The 20,972-nt window shown below is 74.7% G+C and carries 15 protein-coding genes; 7 read left to right on the plus strand and 8 right to left on the minus strand.

All coding sequences use genetic code 11. The features are described from left to right. Position 1: 1 nt before the first annotated feature. Positions 2–1,669, plus strand: a complete 1,668-nt coding sequence (locus ADL22_RS25280) for an NADH-quinone oxidoreductase subunit M (protein ID WP_066984247.1) — start codon at positions 2–4, stop codon at positions 1,667–1,669. Next, positions 1,666–3,318 carry an NADH-quinone oxidoreductase subunit NuoN gene (gene nuoN, locus ADL22_RS25285; RefSeq protein WP_066984248.1) on the plus strand — a complete coding sequence of 551 codons (1,653 nt, stop codon included), beginning with the start codon at positions 1,666–1,668 and terminating at the stop codon, positions 3,316–3,318. The genes ADL22_RS25280 and nuoN overlap by 4 nt, the downstream gene beginning before the upstream one ends. Before the next feature lie 121 nt (positions 3,319–3,439). Here nuoN and ADL22_RS25290 read toward each other — a convergent pair whose 3' ends face one another. After that, on the minus strand, positions 3,440–3,940 hold the full coding sequence (locus ADL22_RS25290) for a hypothetical protein (RefSeq protein ID WP_066984249.1): 501 nt from the start codon (positions 3,938–3,940) through the stop codon (positions 3,440–3,442). An 80-nt stretch (positions 3,941–4,020) separates the two neighbouring features. After that, the gene (gene fahA / locus ADL22_RS25295; RefSeq protein WP_066984251.1) at positions 4,021–5,250 is read right to left on the minus strand and encodes a fumarylacetoacetase; all 1,230 of its coding nucleotides are present in this window, start codon (positions 5,248–5,250) and stop codon (positions 4,021–4,023) included. 632 nt (positions 5,251–5,882) lie between these two features. Here fahA and ADL22_RS25300 point away from each other — a divergent pair. From ADL22_RS25300 to ADL22_RS25315, 4 genes are all read left to right on the plus strand, one after another. Then, positions 5,883–6,896: a polyprenyl synthetase family protein gene (locus ADL22_RS25300; protein WP_066984254.1), complete on the plus strand. Its 1,014-nt coding sequence runs from the start codon at positions 5,883–5,885 to the stop codon at positions 6,894–6,896. A gap of 330 nt (positions 6,897–7,226) precedes the next feature. After that, positions 7,227–8,513 (plus strand): LolA family protein, encoded by a 1,287-nt coding sequence (locus ADL22_RS25305; protein ID WP_066984257.1) that lies wholly within the window; start codon positions 7,227–7,229, stop codon positions 8,511–8,513. Between the two features lie 139 nt (positions 8,514–8,652). Next, positions 8,653–9,675 carry an ABC transporter ATP-binding protein gene (locus tag ADL22_RS25310; protein ID WP_066984260.1) on the plus strand — a complete coding sequence of 341 codons (1,023 nt, stop codon included), beginning with the start codon at positions 8,653–8,655 and terminating at the stop codon, positions 9,673–9,675. Continuing rightward, the gene (locus tag ADL22_RS25315) at positions 9,662–10,660 is read left to right on the plus strand and encodes an ABC transporter permease (protein WP_066984263.1); all 999 of its coding nucleotides are present in this window, start codon (positions 9,662–9,664) and stop codon (positions 10,658–10,660) included. Before ADL22_RS25310 ends, ADL22_RS25315 begins: the two co-directional genes overlap by 14 nt. Here ADL22_RS25315 and rarD read toward each other — a convergent pair. From rarD to ADL22_RS25345, 6 genes are all read right to left on the minus strand, one after another. Then, complete coding sequence (rarD, locus tag ADL22_RS25320; protein ID WP_066984266.1) at positions 10,650–11,624, minus strand: EamA family transporter RarD; 975 nt, start codon at positions 11,622–11,624, stop codon at positions 10,650–10,652. The genes ADL22_RS25315 and rarD overlap by 11 nt on opposite strands. A gap of 231 nt (positions 11,625–11,855) precedes the next feature. Continuing rightward, on the minus strand, positions 11,856–12,962 hold the full coding sequence (locus ADL22_RS25325; protein WP_066984269.1) for a 2-oxoacid:ferredoxin oxidoreductase subunit beta: 1,107 nt from the start codon (positions 12,960–12,962) through the stop codon (positions 11,856–11,858). Next, positions 12,955–14,907 carry a 2-oxoacid:acceptor oxidoreductase subunit alpha gene (locus ADL22_RS25330; protein ID WP_066984272.1) on the minus strand — a complete coding sequence of 651 codons (1,953 nt, stop codon included), beginning with the start codon at positions 14,905–14,907 and terminating at the stop codon, positions 12,955–12,957. Before ADL22_RS25330 ends, ADL22_RS25325 begins: the two co-directional genes overlap by 8 nt. A gap of 264 nt (positions 14,908–15,171) precedes the next feature. Further along, positions 15,172–15,831: a response regulator transcription factor gene (locus tag ADL22_RS25335; protein WP_324615610.1), complete on the minus strand. Its 660-nt coding sequence runs from the start codon at positions 15,829–15,831 to the stop codon at positions 15,172–15,174. A gap of 241 nt (positions 15,832–16,072) precedes the next feature. After that, positions 16,073–17,410 carry a sensor histidine kinase gene (locus ADL22_RS25340; protein WP_066984275.1) on the minus strand — a complete coding sequence of 446 codons (1,338 nt, stop codon included), beginning with the start codon at positions 17,408–17,410 and terminating at the stop codon, positions 16,073–16,075. A 251-nt stretch (positions 17,411–17,661) separates the two neighbouring features. Further along, a complete protein-coding gene (locus ADL22_RS25345; RefSeq protein WP_079064409.1) occupies positions 17,662–18,924 on the minus strand; it encodes a sensor histidine kinase in 1,263 nt (420 codons plus the stop codon). Positions 18,925–19,187: 263 nt separating this feature from the next. Between ADL22_RS25345 and ADL22_RS25350 the strand changes: the two genes are divergently transcribed. Further along, the gene (locus ADL22_RS25350; protein ID WP_066984281.1) at positions 19,188–20,387 is read left to right on the plus strand and encodes a secretion protein snm4; all 1,200 of its coding nucleotides are present in this window, start codon (positions 19,188–19,190) and stop codon (positions 20,385–20,387) included. Positions 20,388–20,972 lie beyond the last annotated feature (585 nt).

Raw genomic sequence — 20,972 nt, forward strand, 5'->3', positions numbered from 1 at the left:
CATGTCAGCCTTTTCCTTCCCGCTGCTGACGGCGACCGCCGCGCTGCCGGCGATCGGGGCGGTCGCCACCGCCGCGGTGCCCGCCGCCCGGCGCACCGCCGCCAAGTGGCTGGCGCTGGTCTTCTCGCTGGCCACCCTGGCGCTGGCGCTGCTGATCGCGGCGCGCTTCGACCCGGGGGCCACGGGGCCGTTCCAGCTCACCGAATCGCACGCCTGGATCCGGGACTTCGGCGTCCGCTACGACCTCGGCGTGGACGGTATCGCGGTCGCCCTGATCGCGCTGACCGCGCTGCTGGTCCCGTTCGTCATCCTGGCCGGCTGGCACGACGCCGACCCCCTGGAGGGCGCCGAGCCGAACCGCCGCTGGCGGCCCACCCAGGGCTTCTTCGCGCTGGTCCTGGCGGTCGAGGCGATGGTGGTGCTCTCCTTCGAGGCCACCGACGTCTTCCTCTTCTACCTCTTCTTCGAAGCCATGCTGATCCCGATGTACTTCCTCATCGGCGGCTTCGGGGACCGGGCCGGCGGCCGCGGGGAGCGGCAGGCCGCCGCCCAGCGGTCGTACGCCGCGGTGAAGTTCCTGCTCTACAACCTCGCCGGCGGCCTGATCATGCTGGCCGCGGTGATCGGGCTGTACGCCGTCACCGCCCACCAGCTGGGCGCCGGCACCTTCTCGCTGCCGGAGATCGTCCGGGCCCGGGCGTCCGGCGCGCTGACGATCGGCACCGGCACCGAGCGGCTGCTCTTCCTCGGCTTCTTCTTCGCCTTCGCGGTGAAGGCGCCGCTGTGGCCGCTGCACACCTGGCTGCCGAACGCCATGGGCGAGGCCACGTCCCCGGTCGCGGTGCTGATCACCGCGGTCGTCGACAAGGTCGGCACGTTCGCGATGCTGCGGTTCTGCCTCCAGCTCTTCCCGGAGGCCAGCCGCTGGGCCACCCCGGTCATCCTGGTGCTGGCGCTGATCAGCGTCGTCTACGGCGCGCTGCTGGCGGTCGGCCAGCGGGACATCAAGCGGCTGATCGCCTACGCCTCGATCTCCCACTTCGGCTTCATCATCCTGGGCATCTTCGCGATGACGACCCAGGGCCAGAGCGGCGCGACGCTCTACATGGTCAACCACGGCATCTCCACCGCCGCGCTGATGCTGGTGGCCGGCTTCCTGATCAGCCGCCGCGGCTCCCGCCTGATCGGGGACTTCGGCGGCGTCCAGAAGGTCGCCCCCGTGCTCGCCGGCACGTTCCTCGTCGGCGGGCTGGCCACCCTGTCGCTGCCCGGGCTGGCCCCGTTCGTCAGTGAATTCCTGGTGCTGGTCGGCACGTTCAGCCGCTATCCGGTGATCGGGATCATCGCCACCACCGGCATCGTGCTGGCCGCGCTCTACGTCCTGGTGCTCTACCAGCGGACGATGACCGGGCCGGTGCGGGCGGAGGTCAAGGCGATGCCGGACCTGCGGGTGCGGGAGCTGGTGGTGGTCGCGCCGCTGATCGCGCTGCTGCTGTTCCTCGGGGTGTATCCCAAGCCGCTCACCGACCTCGTCAACCCCGCGGTGCACCACACCCTGTCCGTGGTGGACCGCAAGGATCCCAAGCCCAGTGTGCCGGTGAGCGCCGAGCCGGGCGGCGGCCGGCCGGGCCGGACCGCGCAGACCCAAGACGTGGAGGCCGCGAAGTGAGTTCCGTGGCAAGTGTCCACAGCCTGTGGACGGTGGCGGCCGGGACGCCGGGCAGGATCCCCGCGCCCAAGATCGAGTACGCCCAGCTGGCGCCCACCCTGATCGTTCTCGGCGCGGCCGTGGCGGGCGTCCTGATCGAGGCGTTCCTGCCGCGCCGCAGCCGCTATTACGCCCAGCTGCTGTTGTCGGTGGTGGCGCTGGCCGCCGCGTTCGCCGCGGTGATCGGCCTGGCGGCGGGCGGCTTCGGCTCGTCCAAGGCCCATCTGGCCGCGATGGGCGCGGTCGCGGTGGACGGCCCCGCGCTGTTCCTCCAGGGCACGATCCTGCTGGTGTCGCTGATCGCGGTGTTCACCTTCGCCGAGCGGCGGCTGGACCCGGCGGCGTACGGCCGGCAGGGCGACTCGTTCGCGCCGCAGCCCGCGGCGGTCCCCGGCGGGGATGCCGAACGGGCCGCGGTCAAGGCCGGGTTCACCACCACCGAGGTCTTCCCGGTGCTGCTGTTCGCGGTCGGCGGCATGCTGGTCTTCCCGGCCGCCAACGACCTGCTGACCCTCTTCATCGCCCTGGAGGTCTTCTCCCTCCCGCTGTACGTCCTGTGCGCGCTGGCCCGCCGCCAGCGGCTGCTCTCCCAGGAGTCGGCGGTGAAGTACTTCCTGCTGGGCGCGTTCTCCTCGGCGTTCCTGCTGTTCGGTATCGCGCTGCTGTACGGCTACGCGGGCACCGTGACGTACGCCGGGATCGCCGAGGTGGTCTCGGACGGCGCCCGGCAGATCGACCCGGCGCTGGCCGGCACCATGGGCAATGACGCGCTGCTGCTGATCGGCGGGGCGCTGGTGCTGATGGGGCTGCTGTTCAAGGTCGGCGCGGTGCCGTTCCACATGTGGACGCCGGATGTCTATCAGGGCGCGCCGACGCCGGTGACGGGCTTCATGGCGGCCGCCACCAAGGTCGCCGCGTTCGGCGCGCTGCTGCGGCTGCTGTACGTCGTCCTGCCGGGTCTGCGGTGGGACTGGCGGCCGGTGATGTGGGGCGTGGCGATCCTGACGATGCTGGGCGGCGCGGTGCTGGCCATCACCCAGACCGACATCAAGCGGCTGCTGGCCTACTCCTCGATCGCGCACGCCGGGTTCATCCTGGCCGGTGTCATCGCCACCAGTAAGGACGGCGTCTCGTCGGTGCTGTTCTATCTGGCGGCGTACTCCTTCGTCACGCTCGGCGCGTTCGCCGTGGTGACGCTGGTCCGGGACGCCGGCGGCGAGGCCACGCACCTGTCCAAGTGGGCCGGGTTGGGGCGGCGTTCGCCGCTGCTGGCGGCGGTCTTCGCGGTGTTCCTGCTGGCCTTCGCGGGCATTCCGCTGACGTCCGGTTTCGCCGGGAAGTTCGCGGTGTTCAAGGCGGCGGCGGAGAGCGGCGCGGGCTGGCTGGTGGTGGTCGGTGTGATCTCGTCGGCGATCGCGGCGTTCTTCTACATCCGGGTGATCGTGCTGATGTTCTTCAGCGAGCCCCGGGCGGACGGCCCGACGGTGGCGGTGCCCAGCGCCCTGACGTCCACCGCCATCGCGGTCGGGGTCGCGGCGACGCTGGTGCTGGGCGTGGCGCCGCAGTACTTCCTGGAGCTGGCGGGGCACGCGGGGGTCTTCATCCGCTGACCCCCGCTGACCACCCGGTCCCGGCGCGCGGCCGCCGCCCGGTGCTCCCCTGGGGGCGCCGGGCGGCGGCCGTTGTGCGCGGGCGCGGGGCGCGGGCGGCGCGCCGGGCCGGTCGCGGGCGTCAGCTCTTGGGCAGGTCCGGCAGCTTCGGCATGTCGGGGATCTTGATGCTGCCGTCCGTGGACCGGGTGTACTTCTCGGTCGGGCCGTTCTTCCAGTCGACGGTCAGGGTCTTGCCGTCCGCGCCCGGCCTGAGTGTGCCCATGGTGCGGGTGGTGTCGCCGTCGGTGCACTTCAGGACGGCCACGGACGCGCCGGCGATCTTCTGCACGGTGCCCATGCAGGCGGCCTGGTGGCCGTTGCTGAACGCCACGGTGCCCTTGGCGACGACGAGGACCAGCGGCGCGGCCGCCGTACCGGCCTTCCAGGCGCCCTCGACGGCGGCCGGGTCCGCGGCCTTCCCGTCGCCGCCGCCCGCGCTCGTCGGCGCGGTCTCCGGGGCGTTGCCCGGCGCCGTCGCGCCGTCCTTCTTGCCGCTGTCGCCGCCGCTGCCGCTGCCGCAGCCGCTGAGCAGCAGTGCGGCGACGGCGGCCGCCCCGGCGAACTGCACTGCCTTGCGCACGTGGGTCTCCTCCGTTTTCGGGACAGGACCCGTGAGGCTAGCAGCGGGCCGGGGCGGGCGGCGGGGCGTCGCGGGACCTCCTACGCGTCCCCGCCCACCGGGACGTCGCGGGCGGGCAGGACGCGGCCGGTGACCTCGCCCAGGCCGATCCGGGCGCCGTCCGGGCCGGGCGCCCAGGCGGTGAGGGTGACCTCGTCGCCGTCCCGGAGGTAGGGGCCCTTGCCGCGGGTGAGCTCCAGCAGGCAGCCGAGCTGGTCGTCCTCCGGGCCGGAGACCGTGCCGGAGGCGTAGAGGTCGCCGGTGCGCAGCGAGGCGCCGTTGACCGTCATATGGGCCAGCTGCTGGGCGGCGGTCCAGTACATCGCGGCGAACGGCGGGCGGGAGACGACCTCGCCGTTGAGCCGGACCTCGATCCGCAGGTCCAGGCCGGCCGGTTCGGTGCCGGAGTCGTCCAGGTACGGCAGCGGCGGCACGTCCCGGGCGGGCGGCGCGGTGCGGGCCGCGTCGAAGGCGTCCAGCGGCGTGATCCAGGCGGAGACCGAGGTGGCGAAGGACTTGCCGAGGAACGGGCCGAGCGGCATGTACTCCCATGCCTGGATGTCGCGCGCGGACCAGTCGTTGACCAGGCAGACGCCGAAGACGTGGTCCCGGAAGCCGGCCAGGCCCACCGGGGCGTGCAGCGCGGAGGGCGTGCCGACGACGAAGCCGACCTCGGCCTCGATGTCCAGGCGCTCGGACGGGCCGAACGTGGGGGCCGCGTCGTCCGGGGCCTTGCGCTGGCCGTGCGGCCGGACCACCGGTGTGCCGGTGACCACGACGGTGCCGGCCCGGCCGTGGTAACCGATCGGCAGGTGCTTCCAGTTGGGCGGCAGCGCGGCGCTCTGCGGGCGGAAGATGTGGCCGACGTTGGTGGCGTGGTGCTCGCTGGAGTAGAAGTCGACGTAGTCGGCGACATCGAACGGCAGGTGCAGGGCCACCTCGTCCAGCGGGCGCAGCAGCCCGGCCACCGCGGTGCGGTGCGCGGGGTCGGTCAGGGCGGTGCGGACGGCGGTCCTGACCTCCTGCCAGACGGGGCGGCCGGCGGCCATCAGGGGGTTGAGGGTGGTGGCGGCGAGCAGCGCGGTGTGCGGGGCGGGGACGAGGCCCGGCACGGCGTCCGGGAGGGCGGCCAGGTCCAGGACGTGGCGGCCGTAGCGGACGCCGAGGCGGCGGGCGCCGGGCTCGGCGGCGGTGCTGAAGACGCCGTAGGGGAGGGTGTGCGGGCCGAAGGGGTCCCCTTCGGGCAGGTCGAACGGGTCGTGCTCGGGCATGGACACTGCTCCTCGCGTTCGTCGTCGCCGGTGGGCGGCCGGCCCGGCCCGGGGTGGGTGCGCCGGGGGCCGGTGGGTCCGTCGCTCAGGGTACGGCCGGTGGTGATCAGCCGGGGGGTCGCGGGCGCGGAGTGACGGATTGCGGTGGTGGGGGAGGGGAGTTCCGGGCGCGGGCGGGGGCGCTGGGCGGGCGGGCCGGAGGGGGTCGGGTGCGGGCGGTGGGGCGGGGCGCGCCGCGCGGGAGGCTCCTGGAAGACGCGCGGGATGCCCCTGCAAGACGCGCGGAAGGCCCCTGGAAGCGGAGAATCCGCCTCCGGCCCGTACCAGGGAGGGTGAAGGGGAGGCACGGCGGGGTCAGTGAAACGGTCCGCGCGGTCTGCGGACCCGGCGTCACCCCTGTGACACCAGGGGTATTTGAGGCATCTGGCGCCCCTCGTGCCCCATTCCTCCCGGCGGGACCCCGCGCCGGACCGTGCCCGGAACCGTACCCTCGGGACGGCTTCTGTGCTGGCCGAGTGGTTCGGGGGGCGGGCGCTCGCGGTGATCCAACCGTGACCGGATACGCTGGCCAATGGTGGAGACAGCGACAGATCGACATTCAGTTTGATCGTCAGCAGACAGGAGTACCCCTCGTGACCGTCGTCGGGCCCATTGGGCTGAGCGTGCGGGACCAGGCTCTGGAAGCCGATGTCCAGGCCGGATTGGCGGCTGTCGAGGAGGGCCTGCTGGAGGCCACCAAAAGCGACGTGCCGTTCATCACCGAGGCGGCGCAGCATCTGGTGCGCGCCGGCGGCAAGCGGTTCCGGCCGCTGCTGGTGATGCTCGCCGCCCAGTTCGGCGACCCGTACAGCCCCGGTGTGGTCCCCTCGGCCGTCGTCGTCGAGCTGACGCACCTGGCGACGCTCTACCACGACGACGTGATGGACGAGGCCGAGGTGCGCCGCGGCGTGGCCAGCGCGAACGCCCGCTGGGGCAACTCCGTCGCGGTGCTGACCGGCGACTTCCTCTTCTCCCGCGCCTCGCACATCCTGGCCGACCTCGGCCCCGAGGCGGTCCGCGTCCAGGCCGAGGCGTTCGAGCGCCTGGTGACCGGCCAGATCCTGGAGACCGCCGGCCCGCGCGACGGCCGCGACCCGGTCGAGCACTACCTGGACGTCATCGCCGGCAAGACCGGTTCGCTGATCGCGGTCGCCGGCCGCATGGGCGCGATGATGGCCGGCGCCGACGAGTCGGTCGTCAACATCCTCACCCAGTACGGCGAACGGCTCGGCACCGCCTTCCAGCTGGCCGACGACGTGCTGGACATCGCCAGCGACAGCCACGAGTCCGGCAAGACGCCGGGCACGGACCTGCGCGAGGGCATTCCGACGCTGCCGGTGCTGCGGCTGCGGGCGCTCGCCGAGAGCGGCGCCGGCACCGCCGAGGACCGCGCGCTGTGCGAACTCCTCGCCGGCGACCTCACCGACGACGCCCGGCACGCCGAGGCGCTGGCCGGGCTGCGCGCCCACCCGGCGCTGGAGCAGGCCCGCCGGGACACCATCCGGTACGCCGAGGACGCCCGCGCGTCGCTGGCGCCGCTGCCGGAGTGCACGGCGAAGGCGGCCCTGGAGGGGCTGTGCGACACGGTGGTGCACCGGGCGGGCTGAGGCGCCGGCCGGCGGGCTGCCGGGCCGGGCGGGGTGCCGCTCGCCGGGCCGGGGGGCTGAGTCCGGGCTTTTCGGCGGTCCCTGACGGGTTCTCCGGGATCCCCTAGGGCATCCCCTGGGGGGTCTGCGACCCGGGGCGTACGGGTTCCGCCGTGCGGCCGTCCGCTGTCATCCCTGAGCAGTACGCGGAGTTGGCCCTGCGGGTTGACGCCCGGCGCCGCGGAGTTTGGTGTGATGGGAACACCACGAAGCGGCGGGGGCGGGCCATGCGGCCCGGCGGGTGGACGAGTGGACGACGCAAGCCCGCCGCACACGACGGAGGTAGGCCAGATGCCACGGAACGAACCGACCGAGGTCACCGGAGACGGTTACGGGGAGCGCTCCGCGCGCCGCCGCAAAGTAGTGCGGTATGCCGTACCGGTCGCGGTGGCGGGAGTGGCGGCGGCGACGGTCGGGCTGGTGCCGGCGTTCGCCGGATCCGGTTCGCCGGACCTGCCCAAGATCTCCGCCCAGGAGCTGATAGCCAAGATCGCCAAGTCCGACGTCCAGCGGCTGTCCGGCACGGTCCGGGTCACCGCCGACCTCGGCCTGCCGGAGCTGCCCGGCGGCGCCGGCGTCCCCGGTGGGGCGTTCGGCGGCGGCCGGGGCGGCGACGGCGGCAAGGGGCCGGGCGGCACCGGTGCCGCGGCCTCGCCGCAGAGCGAGCTGACCGCGCTGGCGTCCGGGACGCACACCCTGCGGATCGCCGCCGACGGCCCCGACCGGCAGCGGGTGTCGCTGGTCGGCACGTCCGGCGACCGCACCCTCGTCCACAACGGCAAGGACGTCTGGGCGTACGACAGCGGCAGCAACACCGCGGTGCACCGCACCGCCCCCCGCGACGCCGGCCACGGCGACCGCCACGCGCCCCGGGGCGTCCCCCAGGGCCTGGCGGACGCCACCCCGCAGCAGCTGGCCAACGAGGTCCTGAAGGCGGCCGGGGACACCACCTCGGTCACCGTGGGCGACACCGCCAAGGTCGCCGGGCGGGACGCCTACCAGCTCGTCATCGCGCCCCGCCAGAAGGGCTCCACGGTCGATTCGGTCCGGATCGCCGTGGACGCCGCCAACGGCGTCCCGCTGAAGTTCACCCTCACCCCGAAGGGCGGCGGCCCGGCCGCGATCGACGTCGGCTTCAACCGTGTCGACTTCGCCGCCCCGGCCGCGAGCAGCTTCGCCTTCACCCCGCCCAAGGGCGCCAAGGTCGTCAACGGCGACCAGGCCGCGGAGAAGGCCGGCCGCGCGCACGGCACGGAGCTCCCGGGCTTCCTGGGCGGCGCCGCGCCGAAGGGCGCCGGCGGCAAGGGCACCGGCGGGTTCGAGGTGATCGGCAAGGGCTGGACGTCCATCGCCACCCTCAAGGGCGCGGGCGGCCCCGGCGGCAAGGACCAGCTCACCAAGGGCGACGCCGGGAAGTTCCTGGACAGCCTGGGCACCAAGGTCAGCGGCGCGTTCGGCTCCGGGCACGTCTTCAGCACCCGCCTGGTCAACGCCCTGCTCACCGACGACGGCAGGGTCTACGTCGGCGCCGTCGACCAGCAGGCGCTGATAGCCGCGGCCGACGCCGCGACGAAGTAGCGGACACGGGCCGGGAAAGCCGCCGGGCCGGTCGCCGCGCCTCCCGAGCGGGGCGGCGCGGCCCGGCGGACACCCCGCCACCGGCCCGGCCGAGCCCGTAACGGCCGCCGTACGCCGAGGAGTTGGGGAGGGGGAGGTCATGCCGGCACCGGCACCACCCGCCGCGCAGCAGGGGCGCGCGGCGCCGGGCGAGGAGGAGCGGGTCATCGAGACCCGCGGTCTGACCAAGGTCTACCGCGGCGGCCGGCCGGCCGTGGACGGGCTGGACCTCGCCGTACCGCGCGGCAGCGTCTTCGGCTTCCTGGGCCCCAACGGCTCCGGCAAGACCACCACCATCCGGATGCTGCTGGGCCTCATCGAGCCGACCGCCGGCACCGCCCGGGTGCTCGGCCGGCCGATGCCGCGCGCGGCCCGGCAGGTGCTGCCCGCGGTCGGCGCGCTCATCGAGGGCCCGGCGCTCTACGGCTTCCTCAGCGGCCGGGACAACCTCCGCCGGTTCGACGCCGCCGACCCGGCCGCCGACCCCCGGACCCGCGCCGCGCGGGTCGGCCGGGCGCTGGAGCGGGTGGGCCTGGCCGCCGCGGCCGGGAAGAAGGCCCGCGGCTACTCCCTCGGTATGAAGCAGCGGCTGGGCCTGGCCGCCGCGCTGCTCCGGCCGCGCGCCCTGCTGGTGCTGGACGAGCCGACCAACGGCCTGGACCCGCAGGGCATGCGGGAGATCCGCGCCCTGGTGCGGGAGCTGGCCGCCGAGGGCACCACGGTCTTCCTCTCCTCCCACCTCCTCGACGAGATCGAGCAGGTCTGCACGCACGCCGCGGTGATGGCGCGGGGCCGGCTGGTGACCCAGGGCCCGGTGGCCGGGCTCACCGAGGCGGTCCTCGGCCCGGGCGCCCGCGGCCGGCTGGCGGTGGCCACCCCCGACCCGGGCGAGGCGCGGCGGGTGCTGGCGGCGCACGGTCTGACCGGCCTGCGCGCCGAGGGCGAGCGCGTCACCGGTGAGCTGCCCGCCCCGCCGGACGGCGCCCCGCCGCCGGACGTGGCGGAGCTGAACGCCGCGCTGGTCCGCGCCGGGGTGCGGGTCCGGGCCTTCGGCACCGAACGGCCGTCGCTGGAGGACGCGTTCGTCCGGCTCACGGGGGAGGGGTTCGATGTCGCGGGCTGAGGAGGCGACGCCGCGGGGCGAGGCCGGGCGGCAGGCGCGGAGGGAGGCGCACGGGCAGGCGCAGGCGCACGGGCCCGCGAACGCGCACGGACAGGCGAAGGCATCGGGGCCGGCGCCGGCGTCCGGGCCGGCATCTGCGTCCGGGCCGGGGCCGCGGTGGCCGGCCGGGCTGCTGCGCAGCGAGATCGCGCTCACCTTCCGGCGGTGGCGCACCCTGGTGCTGCTGGCGGTCCTGGCGGCGGTCCCCGTCCTGATCGGGATCGCCGTCCGGATCGAGAGCGGGCGGCGGGGCGGCGCCGGTGCGGACGGCCGCGGCCCGGCGTTCCTCGCCCAGGTCGCCGGCAACGGCCTCTTCCTGGTCTTCGCCGCTCTCGCCGTGACGCTGCCGGTGTTCCTGCCGATGGCCGCCGGGGTGATCGCGGGCGACGCGGTGGCCGGCGAGGCGCACACCGGGACGCTGCGCTACCTCCTCGTCGCGCCCGCCGGCCGTACCCGCCTGCTGATCGCCAAGTTCGCCGCGGCCGCGGTGTTCTGCCTGGCCGGCACGCTGGCGGTGGCGCTCGCCGCGCTGGCCACCGGCGCGGCGCTGTTCCCCCTGGGCCGGGTCACGCTGCTGGACGGCAGTTCACTGTCCCTCGGCGCGGGGCTGCTGCGGGCGCTGGCGGTCGCGGCCGTGGTGGCGCTCTCGCTGCTGGGGGTGGTGGCCCTCGGCCTGTTCGTCTCCACGCTCACCGACAGCGGGATCGCCGCGATGGCCACCACGGTCGGCCTGGTGATCACCGCGCAGATCCTGGACGGCATACCCCAGCTCCAGGCGGTCGGGCCGTATCTCTTCCCGCACCACTGGCTGTCCTTCGCCGATCTGCTCCGGCAGCCCGTCTACTGGGACGGTATGGCCGAGAATCTTGGCCTCCAGGCGGTGTACGTGGCGGTGTTCGGCTCGGCGGCCTGGGCGCGCTTCACCACCCGCGACATCACGGCCTGACGCGTCCGCGCGCCGCCCGGGCCGCCGCGTCCGCGGCCGCCTCGCCGGCCCGGGCCCCGGCGGCCGCCAGCGCGGCCCGTCCGCGCCGGGCGGTGCGCAGCGCGTCCCAGGTCAGCACCGCCAGCGCCGCCCACACCAGCGCGAAACCGGCCCAGCGCTCCGGCGGCATCCGCTCGCCGAAGACCGTCAGCCCCAGCAGGAACTGGAAGGTGGGCGCCAGGTACTGGAGCATCCCGACCGTGGTCAGCGGCAGCCGTACCGCGGACGCGCCGAAGCAGATCAGCGGCACCGCGGTGGCGACCCCGCACCCCGCGAGCAGCAGCGCCTGCCCGGCCCCGCCGCTGACGAACGCCGACTCCCCGCGCACGCCCAGGTAGATCAGGTAGCCCAGGGCCGGCAGCGCCTGGAGGGTGGTCTCGGCGCTGAAGCCCTCGATACCGTCCAGCTTGATGCCCTTCTTGACCAGCCCGTACGTGGCGAACGACAGCGCGAGCCCGAGCGCGATCCACGGGATCCGGCCGTAGGCGAGGGTCATCACGACGACGGCCGCGGCGCCGACGCCGACCGCGGCCCACTGGAGCGGGCGCAGCCGCTCGCGCAGCACCAGCACCCCGAAGGCGATGCTGACCAGCGGGTTGATGAAGTAGCCGAGCGAGGCTTCGAGGACGTGCCCGGCGTTGACCGCCCAGATGTACAGGAACCAGTTCAGCGAGATCACCACGGCGCAGACCAGGACCATCCCGAGCCGGCGGGGCTGCCGCAGCAGCGGGCGTATCCAGCCCCAGCGGCGCAGCGCCGCCAGGATGACCAGGGCGACCGGCAGCGACCACAGCATGCGGTGGGCCAGGATCTCGGCCGGCGCGGTGGCGTCCAGCAGATGCCAGTAGAGCGGCAGCAGGCCCCACATGGTGTAGGCGGCGATGCCGTACGCCAGGCCGGCGCGCTGGTCGGTTCGGGACGGCAAGGGAGCCTCCTGCGGTGCGGGGTCGATCCTGTGCAAGGTAGCGCCGCCCGACGGCATTGTCATGTCCGTCGCGAGTTACGGTCGTGGCAGGGGCGGGAGTGGGGGCCTGAGCGGGCCCGAGAGGGCCTGAGCGGGCAGGTGCGAGTGCGCGAAAAAGCCGCGGGTGCCCGCGGGAACGCCGGGTGGCGTTCCCGCGGGCACCCGCGGCGGGTCCCGTCCGGAGTCGGGCGGTCAGCCCACGACGGTCCAGGTGTCGTTGCCGGCCAGGAGGGCGGCGAGGTCGCCCTTGCCCTTGGTGTCGACGGCGGTGTCCAGCTGTTCGGCCATCAGCGTGTCGTAGACGGGCCGTTGGACGTCGCGCAGCACGCCGATGGGGGTGCGGTGGAGGGTGTCGGGGTCGGCGAGCCGGGAGAGGGCGAACGCGGTGGTGGGGGAGGGGTTGTGGGCGTCGTGGATCAGGACCGCGTCGGTGCCGTGCTCGGCGACGTCGATGACTTTGAGGTCGCCGGTGGCGGGGTCGCGGATGACGCCCTTGGAGCCCAGGCCGTCCTCGGCAAGGTGGCCGAAGCGGATCGGCTGCCCGTGTTCGAGGCGGATGACCGCTTCCTGGGCCTGGTCCTTGTCCTTGAGGGCTTCGAAGGCGCCGTCGTTGAAGATGTTGCAGTTCTGGTAGATCTCCACCAGGGCCGCGCCGGGGTGGTCGGCGGCTGCCCGCAGGACCGAGGTCAGGTGCTTGCGGTCGGAGTCGACGGTCCGCGCCACGAACGTCGCCTCCGCGCCCAGGGCGAGGGAGACGGGGTTGAACGGGGCGTCCAGGGACCCCATCGGCGTCGACTTGGTGATCTTGCCGACTTCGGACGTCGGGGAGTACTGGCCCTTGGTCAGTCCGTAGATGCGGTTGTTGAACAGCAGGATCTTGAGGTTGACGTTGCGGCGCAGGGCGTGGATGAGGTGGTTGCCGCCGATCGACAGCGCGTCGCCGTCGCCGGTGACGACCCACACCGACAGATCGCGGCGGGAGGAGGCCAGGCCGGTGGCGATGGCGGGGGCGCGGCCGTGGATGGAGTGCATCCCGTAGGTGTTCATGTAGTACGGGAAGCGGGAGGAGCAGCCGATACCGGAGACGAAGACGATGTTCTCGCGGGCCAGGCCCAGCTCCGGCATGAAGCCCTGGACGGCGGCCAGGACGGCGTAGTCGCCGCAGCCGGGGCACCAGCGGACTTCCTGGTCGGACTTGAAGTCCTTCATCGACTGCTTGGCCGTGGCCTTGGGGACCAGCGACAGCGCCTGGGCCTGGGCGGGGGCAGCGGGCGTGGTCTGGGGGACCGTGTCAGTCATTGATGGCCTCCTTGAGGACCGAAGCGAGCTGCTCGGCCTTGAACGGCATCCCGCTGACCTGGGTGTGGGAGCGCGCGTCGACCAGATACTTGGCGCGCAGGAGCATGGCGAGCTGGCCGAGGTTCATCTCCGGCACCACCACCTTCTCGTAACGGCGCAGGACCTCGCCGAGATTCCCGGGGAAGGGGTTGAGGTGGCGCAGATGGGCCTGCGCGATACGCGCCCCCGCGCCCCGTACGCGCCGCACGGCGGCGGTGATCGGGCCGTAGGTGGAGCCCCAGCCCAGCACGAGGGTGTTCGCGCCCTGGCCGGACTCGTCCAGCGGGTCGTCGACCTCGACGTCGGGGACGGTGATGCCGTCGATCTTGGCCTGGCGGGTGCGGACCATGAAGTCGTGGTTGGCCGGGTCGTAGGAGATGTTGCCGGTGCCGTCCTGCTTCTCGATCCCCCCGATCCGGTGCTCCAGCCCCGGCGTGCCCGGCACCGCCCACGGGCGCGCCAGCGTCTGCTCATCGCGCTTGTAGGGCCAGAACACCTCGGTGCCGTCGGCCAGTTGGTGGTTGGGGGCGGTGGCGAACCGCACCCGCAGGTCCGGCAGTTCGGCGACCTCGGGGATCCGCCAGGGCTCGGAACCGTTGGCCAGATAGCCATCGGAGAGCAGGAAGACCGGGGTGCGGTAGGTCAGCGCGATACGGGCCGCGTCCAGGGCGGCGTCGAAGCAGTCGGCGGGGGTCCGCGGGGCGACGATCGGGACCGGCGCCTCGCCGTTGCGCCCGTACATCGCCTGCAGCAGATCCGCCTGCTCCGTCTTCGTCGGCAACCCCGTGGAGGGGCCGCCGCGCTGGATGTCCACGATCAGCAGCGGCAGCTCCAGGCTGACCGCCAGGCCGATGGTCTCGGACTTCAGCGCCACACCGGGCCCGGAGGTCGTCGTCACGGCCAGGGAGCCGCCGAACGCCGCGCCCAGCGCCGCACCGATACCGGCGATCTCGTCCTCGGCCTGGAAGGTCCGCACGCCGAAGTTCTTGTGCTTGGACAGCTCGTGCAGGATGTCGGAGGCCGGCGTGATCGGGTACGAGCCCAGATACAGCGGCAGATCCGCCTGCCGGGACGCGGCGATCAGCCCGTAGGACAGGGCCAGATTGCCGGAGATGTTGCGGTACGTGCCGGTGGGGAACGCGGTGGTGGCCGGAGCGACCTCGTAGGAGGTGGCGAAGTCCTCCGTCGTCTCACCGAAATTCCAGCCCGCCCGGAACGCGGTGACATTCGCCTCCGCGATCTGGGGCTTCTTGGCGAACTTCGCCCGCAGGAACTTCTCCGTGCCCTCGGTCGGACGGTGGTACATCCACGACAGCAGGCCCAGCGCGAACATGTTCTTGCTGCGCTCGGCCTCCTTGCGGGACAGCCCGAAGTCCTTGAGCGCCTCGATCGTCAGGGTCGTCAGCGGCACCGGGTGGACGCGGTAGGCGGACAGGGAGCCGTCTTCGAGGGGGTTGGTCTCGTAGCCGACCTTGGCCATGGGGCGCTTGGTGAACTCGTCGGTGTTGACGATGATCTCCGCGCCGCGCGGGACGTCGCCGATGTTGGCCTTCAACGCGGCCGGGTTCATCGCCACCAGGACGTTGGGGGCGTCACCGGGGGTGAGGATGTCGTGGTCGGCGAAGTGCAGCTGGAAGCTGGAGACGCCCGGGAGGGTCCCGGCGGGGGCGCGGATCTCGGCGGGGAAGTTCGGCAGCGTCGACAGGTCGTTGCCGAACGACGCCGTCTCGGACGTGAAACGGTCACCGGTGAGCTGCATACCGTCACCGGAGTCGCCGGCGAACCGGATGATCACCCGGTCCAGGCGCCGGACTTCCTTGCCCGGGCCGCCGTCGCCGGACGTGCGCTGTTCCCCGACTAGCGCTCCGTCGGCCTGCTCGGCTGTGCTACTGACCTGGCTGGTCACTGCTTCGGACCTCCCTCAAGGGGTGCGGCATCCCCGCCGGACGCAGGGCGTGGGACGGGTCGTACCGACCGGTTGTCCCATAACCATCGTACTTGGGTAAGGGTGCCCTTCCCTGGTCCGGTCACATACTGGACGGCGGGATGAGACACCGTTCTGTCATGGTTTGTCATCGAATCACTGCCCCCGTCACCCCCGTCTTCATGACGCACCGGCCTGGTCCATTGGTGCTAGGACCGGCGGGACGCGGCCTGGGGCGCCGGCTCGTCAGGAGTTGAGATAGGCCAGCACCGCGAGCACCCGGCGGTGGTCGCCGTCGCTCGGGGCCAGGCCCAGCTTCAGGAAGATGTTGCTGATGTGCTTCTCCACCGCGCCGTCGCTGACGACCAGCTGCCGGGCGATCGCGGAGTTGGTCCGGCCCTCGGCCATCAGCCCCAGGACCTCGCGCTCCCGCGGCGTCAGATGCGCCAGTACGTCCTGCTTGCGGCTGCGGCCCAGCAGCTGCGCCACCACCTCCGGGTCCAGCGCGGTGCCGCCCCGGGCCACCCGGACCACCGCGTCCACGAACTCCCGGACGTCGGCGACCCGGTCCTTGAGGAGATAGCCGACGCCCCGGCCGGCCCCGGCCAGGAGCTCGGTGGCGTACTGCTCCTCGACGTACTGCGAGAGCACCAGCACCGCCACCTCCGGGTGGTCCCGGCGCAGCCGGATCGCGGCGCGCAGCCCCTCGTCGGTGTGCGTCGGCGGCATCCGTACGTCCGCCACCACCACGTCCGGCGGGGTGCCCGCGGCGGCCAGCGCGGCGACCGTCCGCACCAGCGCCTCGCCGTCCCCCACGCCCGCGACGACCTCGTGCCCGCGGTCGGTCAGCAGGCGGGTCAGGCCCTCCCGCAGCAGCACCGAGTCCTCGGCGATGGCCACCCGCACTCTGTCGACCACGACCCGCGTTCCGTCGTCCATGACGCCCGTGCCCCCCACGCTTCCCCCATGCTCTGCCGCTGATGTGCCGCTGGTTTTGCCGTGCACCAGCATTCCAGCATCCGGGAGGGGGTGATGGGTGGGGAAGGGGCGGCTTGTTTCACGTGAAACAGCGTCTCGTCGCGGGAGACGGCGTGTTTCACGTGAAACATCGGCGGTGTTTCACGGGGGCGCCGGTCGCGTGAGGTGGTCAGCCGCGCCAGGGGAGTTCGGCCGTGACGGCGGTGGGGCCGCCGGGCGGGGAGTCCACGACGAGGAGGCCGTCGACGGAGTCCAGCCGCGCGGCGAGGTCGGCCAGTCCGCCGCCGGACTCGGGGTCCGCGCCGCCCTGCCCGTCGTCCGCGACCATGACCAGCAGCTGGTCCCCGCTTCGCCACACGTCCACGGTGGCGCGGTCGGCGCCGCTGTGCCGGGCGACGTTCCGCAGCAGCTCGGCGACGGTGAAGTAGGCGATGCCCTCGATCGCCGCGGCGGGCCGCTCGGCCAGGTCCACCCGGACCGCGACCGGCACCGGGCACCGCCCGGCCAGTGAGGTCAGCGCCGGGCCGAGTCCGCGGTCGGTGAGGATCGCCGGGTGGATGCCGCGGGCCAGGTCGCGCAGCTCCTGGAGCGCGATCTTCACCTCGCCGTGTGCCGCGTCCACCATCCGGGCCGCCGCGTGCGGGTCCTCCGCCAGCTTCTCCTTGGCCAGGCCCAGGTCCAGGGCGAGCGCCGCCAGCCGGGCCTGGGCGCCGTCGTGCAGCTCCCGCTCGATCCGCCGCAGATCGGTGGCGGCGGTGTCGGCCAGGACGCCGCGGTCCGACTCCAGTTCGCTGACCCGGGCGGCCAGCGGCGAGGTCCCCAGCAGTCCGCGCACCAGCAGCCGGTCCACCGCGGTCAGCCCGCGGAACAGCCACGGCCCGGCCAGCACCAGCAGCAGTCCCACCCCGCCGGTCACGCCGGCCGCGACTCCCGGACTGACGTAGAGGACGGTGCCGTCGTCGCCCCACAGCTGGAGGCGCGGCAGCCCGGCGTACGCGGGGACGAAGCGGAACCACAGCGGGAAGGTCAGCATCGCCCAGCCCACCGACCACCACGTCACCGCCAGGACGAACGCGCCCAGGGCCCACGGGAAGTGCACGAACGCGTAGAGCAGATGGCGCCAGGACGCCCCGCTGCGGAGCAGCGCGACCGTCCAGGCCACCGGGCCCGGCCGCGCCGGGCGCAGCGGCCGCGGGCCGGCGACCTCCAGCCCGAGCAGCGCCCGCGCGCGGGCCCGCTCCACGGCGCCCAGCCCGCGGGCCCCGGCCAGACCGCCGGCCAGCACCGGGATGCCGACGAACGTGATCAGCAGGCCGGCGCTCACGGACACCAGCGTGACCGCGTAGGCGAACATCAGGCAGGCCACCGGCAGGCTCAGGCACAGATACAGGAATTCCCGCCAGGTGCGGCCCGAGAAGGGGGCGGCCAGGCCCGCGGGGACCCGGCGGCGGCCTCGGGCCCGGGGGCCGGGGGCCGGGTGGGGGTGCGCGGAGTACGCGGTGTCCATGTCTCGTCGTCCGTCCGTTGCGCCGTCGGCGGCCGGTGGCCGCGGCCGGCCCCTGCCGGCTGGTGTCCAGCCTCGGCGATCACTGCCGCCGGGGGAATGAGGCTGCTCGCAGTCCTGGGCGGGGGTTTTCCCCACCCTGGGGACGCGGGCGGGTGCGGGCTGGCGCGGGCTGGCGGTTCAGGGGGTGCGCTGGGATCGTCCCGGTGCGTACGCCCGGTGGGCCGTTCCGCAGGTGGGCCGCCCGGTCCGCTTTACGGCCGCGCCGCGCCCCGTTCCGCTCGTTCCGCCCGTGCCGTACGCCGTCCCTGCCGCGGTGGCGCGGAGGCGTCCGGGCGGGGCCGCCACGGCACCTCGGCCGTCACCCGGGTCGGGCCGCCCGCCGGGGAGTCCACCACGAACAGTCCGTCCACCGCGCCCAGCCGCTCCGCCAGCCCGGCCATCCCGCTGCCGCCGTCCAGCCGCGCCCCGCCCCGCCCGTCGTCGTGCACCTGGAACAGCAGCCGGTCCCGGGACCGCCACACCTCCACCGACGCCTGCCGCGCCCCGCTGTGCTTGGAGACGTTTTGCAGCAGCTCGGAGACGGTGAAGTAGACGATGCCCTCGATCGCGGGGGCGGGCCGCTCGGCCAGCTCCACGGACGTGCTGACCGGCACCGTGCAGCGCCCGGCCAGCGATACCAGCGCCGGGCCCAGCCCGCGGTCGGTGAGGATCGCCGGATGGATGCCGCGTGCCAGGTCGCGCAGCTCCTGGAGGGCGAGCTTCACCTCGCCGTGCGCCTCGTCCACCATCGCCGCGACCGTCGCGTCCGCCCGGCCCTCGGCCAGCTTCTCCTTCGCCAGTCCGAGCCCCATGGCGAGCGCCACCAGCCGCGCCTGGGCGCCGTCGTGCAGATCCCGCTCGATCCGCCGCAGGTCGGCGGCGGCGGTGTCGGTGACCGCCATCCGGTCCGACTCCAGCTCGGCGATCCGCCGCTCCAGTTCGTCGGAGGGCGACAGCAGACCGCGCACCATCGCCCGGTCGGCGTTGGACAGCCAGCGGACCAGCCACGGCAGCACCGGCCAGGCCACGAGCAGCGAGACCAGGACGACCGCGAAGGTGAGGATCCCCCACGGCAGCCGGACCACGGTGAACAGCGCGTGCCGCCACGCCACCGGGTCCGTCAGCCCCCGCCGCAGCCACCCGGTCAGGCCCCGCTCCCGGGACCGCGGCCGGCTCGGCTCCGCCACCGCCACCCCGAGCCAGGCCCGCGCCCGGGCCCGTTCCAGCTTCCCGTAGAGCCGGCCGGCCGCCAGCCCGGTGGCCAGCAGCGGCAGCCCGATGACGGTGACGGACAGCCCGAGTCCGAGCACCAGCCACACCACCAGCACCGCGAACGCCGTGACCGACAGCGGGAGGTTGACCAGCAGATAGCCGATCTCCCGCCAGGTCCACCGGCTGAGCGGCGCCCGGGGCGGGGGCAGCGGCACCTCCTTTGCGGTCTCGTCGGCGGGGGCGGGTCGGGAGCGTTCCGTCATGCGCCCCAGCTTGCCGGGCCGCGCGCCCGCGGACCATGGGGATCGTCGGGTGCGGGGGCGGGGGATTCCCCCACCTTCCGGCTGGGCCGGCCATCGGCTCACGCCCCGGCGGGCCGTCGCCTTCCGGTCCGGTGGGCGGCCGTCTCGCGGCCCGGCGGCCCGTCGCCGCAGGGACCGGCGGGCCGTCACCTCCCGCGCCGCCGCAGCGGATTGGCGCGGGACGCTGTGGACAGCCCGCGGCGGCGGGACCGTATGGTGTTGCGGTGCAGAACGGCCGCGTGGACATGACGAGTGCGACGACGGGTGCCGGCACGGGAGCGGAAGCGCGCGGCGGCAGCGGCCGGCCGCCGGCCCCGGAGCCCGCCGCGACGGGCCTCCGCGCGGCGGGCCTCCCGTCGCCCGGCGGCCGGAACGACGCCCCGGACGGCCCGTGGGACGAGGCCCAGGGCCCGTCGGGCGGCCTGTGGGGCAGCCGCTGGGACGACCGCACCCGCGCCTGGACGGCGACGGCCGCGACCGTGCTGCTGGCCGCCGTCGCCGGGACCTGCGCACTCGCCTGGTACGGCAGCGGGGCCGCCCTGGGGCTGGCCGTCGCGGCGGCCGTGGCCGCGGCCGGCGGAACGGCGCTCACCGCGGCCCCGGGCAGGCGCGCCGCCGGTACGGCGCTGCTGCTCGCCGGCGCCGCCCTGGGCCTGCTCGCCGCCTGGTACGCGACGCCCGCCGGGCCCGCCCGGCTCGCCGCCACCGGCCTGACCGCCGCGGCCGCGCTCGCCCTGCTCGGACTGCGGAACGGCCCGGTCCCCGGCGGCCCGGCCGGCGCCGCCGCGACCGCCGTGGCCGTGGGCGCCTGGGAACTGCTGCTGCCGGCCGGCACCGTCCGGGCCGGCGTGGCGCTCGGCTTCCTCTCCGTACTGGCCCTGGGCGCGCTGCCCCGGCTGGCCCTGCGCACGGCCGGGCTGACCCGGCTGGACGGCGGACAGCCCGGCGGCAGCCCGGTCGGCCGGCAGCGGGTGGCCGCCGCGCTGGCCGCCGCCCACCGGGGGCTGGCCCCGGCCACCGTGGCGCAGGCCGCCTCGGCCGGTGCGGCCGGGGTGCTCGCGGCGGGCGGGTCCGGGCCGTGGCCGGTGCTCACCGCCCTGCTGCTCGCCGCCGTCCTGTTCTCCCGGGCCCGCGCCTACCCGCTGGCCATGGAGGTGGCGGCCCTGCTCGCCGCCGGAACCGCCGTGTGCCTGCGGCTCGTCGTCCGCTGCGCGGTGGACGGCGGCGCCCCGGCGCCCGCGCTCGCCGCGCTGGGCGTGCTGGCCGCCCTGCCGGTCGCGGCGCTCGCGGTACGGCTGCCGGAGCCGCTGCGGGACCGGCTCGGGCGCCGGCTGGACCTCGCCGAATCGGTGTGCATGGTGGCGCTGATCCCGGCGGGCCTGGGCGCGTTCGGGCTGTACGGCCTGCTGCCGTTCGGGGCCTGACGGCGGGAAAGCGGAAGGAAGGGAGCGCCGGTGCCGGCGGAGACGACGCGGACATCCTGTGAAGACCCGGCGGCGCCGGAACGTTCCGGCCGTGCCGGGGAGTTCGGTTCCCTGGGGCGAGGACACCAGGGGGACGGGAACAGCGACGAGGGCGGGAAAGGAGGTGCGGACCGGGTGACGACGGGACATGAGACGCCGAACGGCGCGGGGCCGATGCCGATGCCGGCCCCGGCGCCGGGGGCTTCGGCGTCCACGGCGGCGCCGGTGCCGCCGGTTCCGCCTGCGCCCGCTGTGCCTGCTGTGGCGCCTGGGCCCGCGCCTGCGCCTGCGCCTGCGCCGACTGTCGCCCCCGCGCAGGCCCCGGCCGCGCCGCCGCCCGCCGCCTCCCCGTTCGACCCGCCGCCCGGCCATCCGGCCCCTTCCGGCTACCCGGCCCCGGCCGGCGGCCAGCCCGCGCCTGCCGCGCCCGCGCCCGTAGCCGCGCCCGCGCCCGTACCGACGCCCGCGCCCGCAACGCCCCCCGCACCCCACGCCGCGTCCACCCCCCTGCCCCCAGCCACCCCACCCCCCTCAGCAGCCCCGACG

Origin of the sequence: Streptomyces sp. NRRL F-4489 (genome assembly GCF_001509485.1) — a bacterium.
In the GTDB taxonomy this organism is placed as follows: domain Bacteria; phylum Actinomycetota; class Actinomycetes; order Streptomycetales; family Streptomycetaceae; genus Streptomyces.